This is a genomic window from Paenibacillus sp. Aloe-11 (genome assembly GCF_000245715.1).
In the GTDB taxonomy this organism is placed as follows: Bacteria; Bacillota; Bacilli; order Paenibacillales; family Paenibacillaceae; genus Paenibacillus; species Paenibacillus kribbensis.
Window position 1 is genome coordinate 55,007 of the sequence record NZ_JH601054.1, and the last position, 6,427, is coordinate 61,433.

Annotated in this window: 1 protein-coding gene; it reads left to right on the forward strand. The window is 52.4% G+C overall.

Going from position 1 to position 6,427, the window contains the following annotated elements; translation table 11 throughout:
• A partial coding sequence (locus tag WG8_RS28370) for a non-ribosomal peptide synthetase (protein WP_007430354.1) occupies positions 1-6,427 on the forward strand: 6,427 nt, incomplete at both ends.

The following is a 6,427-nucleotide window of genomic DNA, read 5'->3' on the forward strand; positions in this document are numbered from 1 at the left end:
TTATGAACGGATGTACCGTACGGGTGACTTGGCGAGATGGATGCCGGACGGCAACATCGAATACTTGGGCCGGATCGACCATCAGGTCAAAATCCGGGGCTACCGGATCGAGCTGGGCGAGGTCGAGGCCCAAATTCTGAAAGTGGAAGACGTGCAAGAGGTCATCGTACTGGCACAGGCAGATGAGCAGGGGCAAAACCAACTGGTGGCGTACTATGTGGCCGAGCGGGAAGTGAGTGCAGGCGAGCTGCGTGGCTTGCTGGGCGAGGAGCTGCCAAATTACATGGTGCCTTCGTATTTCATCCAGCTGGAGCAGATGCCGCTGACACCAAACGGCAAAATCGACCGCAAGGCCCTGCCGACACCGGAAGGCAGTCTGCAAAGCGGAGCGGATTATGTAGAGCCGCGCACGGCGCTGGAGCAGACGCTGGCTTCCGTTTGGCAGGCCGTGTTGGGCGCGAAGAGAGTCGGGATTTTGGATAATTTCTTTGATCTGGGCGGCGATTCGATCAAGGCCATCCAGGTATCCTCCCGTTTGCTGCAAGCTGGCTACAAGCTGGAAATGAAGGATTTGTTCCAATATCCTTCCATATCGCTGCTGAGTGGTCATGTGCATAAGGTCAGCCGTACTGCCGATCAGCGGGTAATTTCGGGGGCAGTTAAATTGACCCCGATCCAGGAATGGTTCTTTGGACAATCTTCGGCAGAGCCGCATTATTTCAACCAGTCGGTCATGCTGCATAGAGCGGAAGGCTTCGATGTAGACGCATTGCATCAAGCGGTGACCAAGGTTACCGAGCATCATGATGCACTGCGCATGGTCTTCCGTCAGACCGAACGGGGTTACGAAGCGTGGAACCGTGACTTGAATGAAGGTCAGCTGTACAGTCTGGATGTTGTTGATCTGACGGGCTTCGAAGACGCTGCGGACGTGGTGAAGGCCATTGAAGTGAAAGCAAATGCCATTCAAAGCTCCATTCGTTTGGAAGAGGGACCACTGGTCAAGCTGGGGCTGTTCCATTGCATGGATGGAGATCATTTGCTGATTGCAATTCACCATTTGGTGGTAGACGGCATTTCATGGCGGATTGTGTTTGAGGATTTTGCCACCGGATATGAGCAGGCAGTTCGAGGAGAAGCGATTCGTCTGCCATACAAAACGGATTCGTTCTCCACTTGGGCTGAGCGGTTATCTCAATATGCGAATAGTCCGGCCAGCGAAGACGAACGCGAATACTGGCAGCGTCTTGCCCAAACGGAATTCGTATCGCTGCCTAAGGATTACGAGAGAGCGGAAGGACAGCATTATCCGCTGAGAGACAGTGAAATTGTGACAGTGGCTTGGAGCGAGCAGGAAACACGACTGCTGCTTCAAGAAGCGCACCGTGCGTATAACACAGAGGTGAATGATCTGCTGTTAACCGCACTCGGCACGGCATTATACAACTGGAGCGGCCAGGAGCGTGTGCTGGTCAACCTGGAGGGACATGGTCGGGAAGACATTGTTCCAGATATCGACATCACACGTACAGTGGGTTGGTTTACGAGCCAGTATCCGGTGCTGCTCGATGTTGACGGCAAGGCAGAGGTAGGGCAGCGGATCAAACGGGTGAAGGAGGACCTGCGCCATGTACCGCATAAGGGTATTGGCTACGGTATTTTGAAATTTATGTCTCAGGATGATGCTGATCATTCCTTAACCTTGCAGCCTGAAATCAGCTTTAACTATTTGGGACAATTTGATCAGGATTTGGAAAATAGTGATATCGGTATGTCCTCACATACAGGTGGAGAGCCGATGAGTGACAGCACCCTTTTAGAGCATCCACTGAATGTGAACGGCATGATTACAGCAGGCGTGCTGACGTTGGAAATTCGCTATGACAGCAAGGTATATCATGGGCCAAACGTGGAGAAATTTGCGCGGTTGCTGCAGGAAAGTTTGCAGGAAGTGATCGTTCATTGCGCCTCCAGGGAGCGGAGTGAGCTGACACCAAGTGATGTATTGTTTAAAGGCTTGACACTAGAGCAGTTGGAGCAATTGACTGCGCAAACGGCTTCTGTCGGTGAACTGGAAAATGTGTATGCTCTTTCTCCAATGCAGAAGGGGATGCTTTTCCATAGTCTGATGGAGCCGGGGTCAGGCGCATACTTCCAGCAAGCGTCGTTTGATCAACAGGGCAGCTTTGATGTTGCTGTTTTCCGTAAGAGCCTTGATCTGCTGACACAGCGGCATGAAGCGCTGCGGACGAATTTCCATATGTTTGAGACAGGCCGGAATCAGGAGCCATTGCAGCTTGTGTTCCGTCATAAAGGCAGCGATCTTTCCTTCAAGGATTTACGCGGAATGCAAAAAGCGGAACAACAGGCGTATATTCAGTCGTTCAAGCTGCAGGACCAGGCGCGGGGCTTTGATCTCGGTACAGATGCGCTCATGCGCGTACAGGTGTTGCAGACAGATGAACAGACATATCACCTGGTATGGAGCTTCCATCACATTGTAATGGACGGCTGGTGCCTGTCGCTGGTGACAGGTGAAGTGTTCGGTACGTACTTTGCACTGCTGGAGCAGAAGCAGCCGGAGCTTGCTGCGATTACACCATACAGCCAATATATTGAATGGCTGGACCGTCAGGATGAGCGTGCGGCAAGAGACTACTGGAGCAGCTATTTGGCCGGATTTGAGCAGCAGACGCTGTTGCCTGGTTCGGATGCTTCAATGAAGAATCAAGCGCTGGACAATAAGGAAAGTGCTGCATCTGTTTCAGCGAGTGAGACTAACGAATATGTTTCTGAAAAAATAACGGTTGATCTGGATCAAACGTGGAGCGAAGCCATGTACCGGATTGCGAAGCAGCAGCAGGTGACGATTAATACGCTGATGCAGACCGTGTGGGGCGTTATTTTGCAGAAATATAACAACAATGGGGATGTCATATTCGGCAGTGTCGTATCTGGACGTCCGACGGATATTCCTGGTGTAGAGAACATGATCGGCCTGTTCATTAATACGATACCGGTTCGGATTCAAAGTGAACGGAATGCCACTTTTGTGGAAATGATGCGGAAAACGCAGGAGCAAGCACTGACTTCGGGAGCATATGACAGCTTCCCGCTGTATGAAATTCAGGCGCTGACCGAGCAGAAGCAAAATTTAATTAACCACATTATGGTATTTGAGAACTATCCGGTAGAACAGCAAGTGGAGCAGCTCGGCGAAGTTCGTCCATCCGTTTTTGAAATTACGAATGTAGAGGTTATCGAACAAACGAACTATGATCTGGACTTGATTGTAATGCCGGATGATATCTTCCGTATCATGTTCAGATATAACGCGAATGTATACGACCGGTCTACGGTAGAGCGTATGCAGGGACATGTATTGCATGTCATTGAGCAAATTATCGACAATCCGCATATCCGTGTGAATGAGCTGGAATTGGTCACACCGGAAGAACAGGCGCAGATCGTTCAGGTGTGGGGAGATACGACGGCAGCCTATCCGCAGGATCAGACGTTAAGTGTGGTGTTCGAGGAACAGGCGGCACGGACACCGGATCAGGTGGCATTGGTATTTGGAAATCAGAGTCTGACTTATCGGGAGTTGAATGAACGGGCCAACTCATTGGCACGAATGCTTCAAGCACAGGGAGTAGGACCTGACAAGCTGGTCGGCTTGATGGTGCAGCGCTCAGTGGAAATGATCGTCGGTCTCATGGCGGTTCTAAAAGCAGGCGGTGCTTATGTGCCAATCGATCCTGAGTTTCCGTCAGCTCGTATTAAATACATGCTGGAAGATAGCGAGGCTGCAGTGCTTCTGACCAGTCGTGATTTGGCAGAAGAGCACCATTGCAACGCCAATGCAATATTTCTTGAGGATGCAGAATTGTATCAGGGAGAAAGCGGCAACCTGGGGGCGATTGCCCGCCCAGAGGATTTGGCTTACGTCATCTATACCTCAGGATCGACTGGAAACCCGAAAGGAGTTATGCTCCAGCATCGCTCGATACTCAACTTTATCACAGGGATGCGCGAGCTCATCGACTTTGAAGCGGACAAAACCATTTTGTCACTCACGACCATTTCATTCGATATCTTTGTCTTGGAAACCATCCTGCCACTTTTGGGTGGAATGACTGTTGTGCTTGGCGACCGCCAGCATCAGGCGGACCCTCAGGCGCTTGGCAAGTTGATTGAGGATCATCATATTGATATGTTGCAAATGACACCATCGCGGCTGCAAATGCTGCTGGGTCATGAAGCAGGTTCCCGCGCGCTGCGAAGCGTGAAGGAAATTATGGTCGGGGGTGAAGCACTTCCGTCCAAGCTGCTGGCAGCGCTGCAGGAAATAAACGGTCCCCGCATATTTAACATGTACGGACCTACAGAAACGACAGTTTGGTCGGCCGTACGGGAACTGACCCATGCTAGGCAAATCAATATTGGACGTCCTATCGCGAATACACAAATATATATCCTGAATGCGCATGGGGGAATGCAGCCAGTCGGTGTGCCGGGCGAGTTATGTATTGCAGGGGAAGGATTGGCCCGTGGTTATTGGAAACGCGAAGAACTGACGGCAGAGAAATTTGTGAATAATCCGTTTGCCGGAGGCAGAGCAGGCTATGAGCGGATGTACCGTACAGGCGATTTGGCGAGATGGATGCCGGATGGCAACATCGAATATTTGGGCCGGATGGACCATCAGGTAAAAATCCGGGGTTACCGGATCGAGCTGAGCGAGGTGGAATCGCAGCTGCTGCAGGTGGAGTCGGTACGAGAAGCGGTCATTATGGCCCGTGCGGACGAAACTGGTCAAAACCAACTAGTGGCGTACTACGTCGCGAGTCAAGAGCTTGGAGCTGGTGAGCTGAGACATGAGCTGGGGCAGGAGCTGCCAAGCTATATGGTGCCGTCGTATTTTATTCAGCTGGAGCAGATGCCGCTGACACCGAACGGCAAAATCGACCGCAAGGCCCTGCCGGCACCAGAAGGCAGCCTGCAAAGCGGAGCCGACTATGTTGCACCGCGGACGTGGGTGGAAGCGAAGCTGGCGCAAATTTGGCAGGATGTGCTGGGACTTGCGCAGGTCGGCATGAAGGAAAACTTCTTCGAGATTGGCGGACATTCGCTGCGGGCAACAACGCTGGCCTCGAAGATTCACAAAGAACTGGACAAGCCGCTTCCATTGCGCAGTATTTTTGAAGCACCAACGATTGAACAACTGGCCGTCGTCTTGGAACAACTGGATCAAGTGGCGTATGCATCCATTCCGGTGACGGAAGAGCGCAGCTTCTACCCGCTGTCCTCGGCGCAAAAACGACTGTATGTGCTGCATCAGTTCGACCCAAATGATGTGAACTACAACATGCCGTCGGTACTGCATGTAAGTGGTCCGCTGGATGTGAAGCGAGTGGAGGACGTGTTCGGTCAACTGATCGCCCGACATGCGACCTTGCGTACCCGCTTTACCCTGGTGGACGGTGAGCCGATGCAATGGATTGAGGATAACGTGCCGTTTGCGGTGGAGTATACGAAGGTACAGGTCAGAGATACGACTGCACATACAGATACGGACACAGATACAGATACGGAAACGGAACCGGATACGATAGCCAGCCCGGAAGCGCAAGAGCTGGTAAGGCGCTTTGTACGTCCGTTCGATCTGCAAATCGCTCCGCTGCTGCGGGTAGGTGTGGTGGATCTGGGCGTACAAGGACCGGAGCAAGAATCGCAGCATCTGCTCATGCTGGATATGCACCACATCGTCTCCGATGGGGTGTCCATAGGGGTACTGACCGATGAATTTGTCCGCTTGTATGACGGCGAAGAACTGTCACCCATGCGGATTCAGTACAAGGATTATGCGGTATGGCAGCAAAGCGAGGCGCATCAGGAGTGGATGCAGCGTCAGGAAGCGTACTGGCTGGATACCTTCCGGGGTGAGCTGCCTGTGCTGGATCTACCGACGGACTTTGCCCGTCCGGCGGTACGGAATACGACAGGGGATACGGTCGTATTCGGACTGGAGCGTGAAGTTAGCGAACGTCTGAAAGAACTGGCGGCACAGACAGGCTCGACGCTGTATATGGTGCTGCTGGCGGCGTACACCGCGCTCTTGCATCAATATAGCGGACAAGAGGATATCGTGGTCGGTACACCGATAGCCGGACGGCCGCATGCGGATCTGGAGCCGATCATCGGGATGTTCGTTGGCACACTGGCCATACGGAACTACCCGACGGCAGGGCAAAGCTTCCGCAGCTACGTGGAGGATGTGAAGACACGTGCGCTGCAAGCTTACGAGCATCAGGACTATCCGTTTGAAGAGCTGGTGGAAAAGCTGAATGTGAAGCGGGATATGAGTCGCAACCCGCTGTTCGATACGATGTTTACGCTGCAAACCACCGAGGAAGGTGAGCTGCAA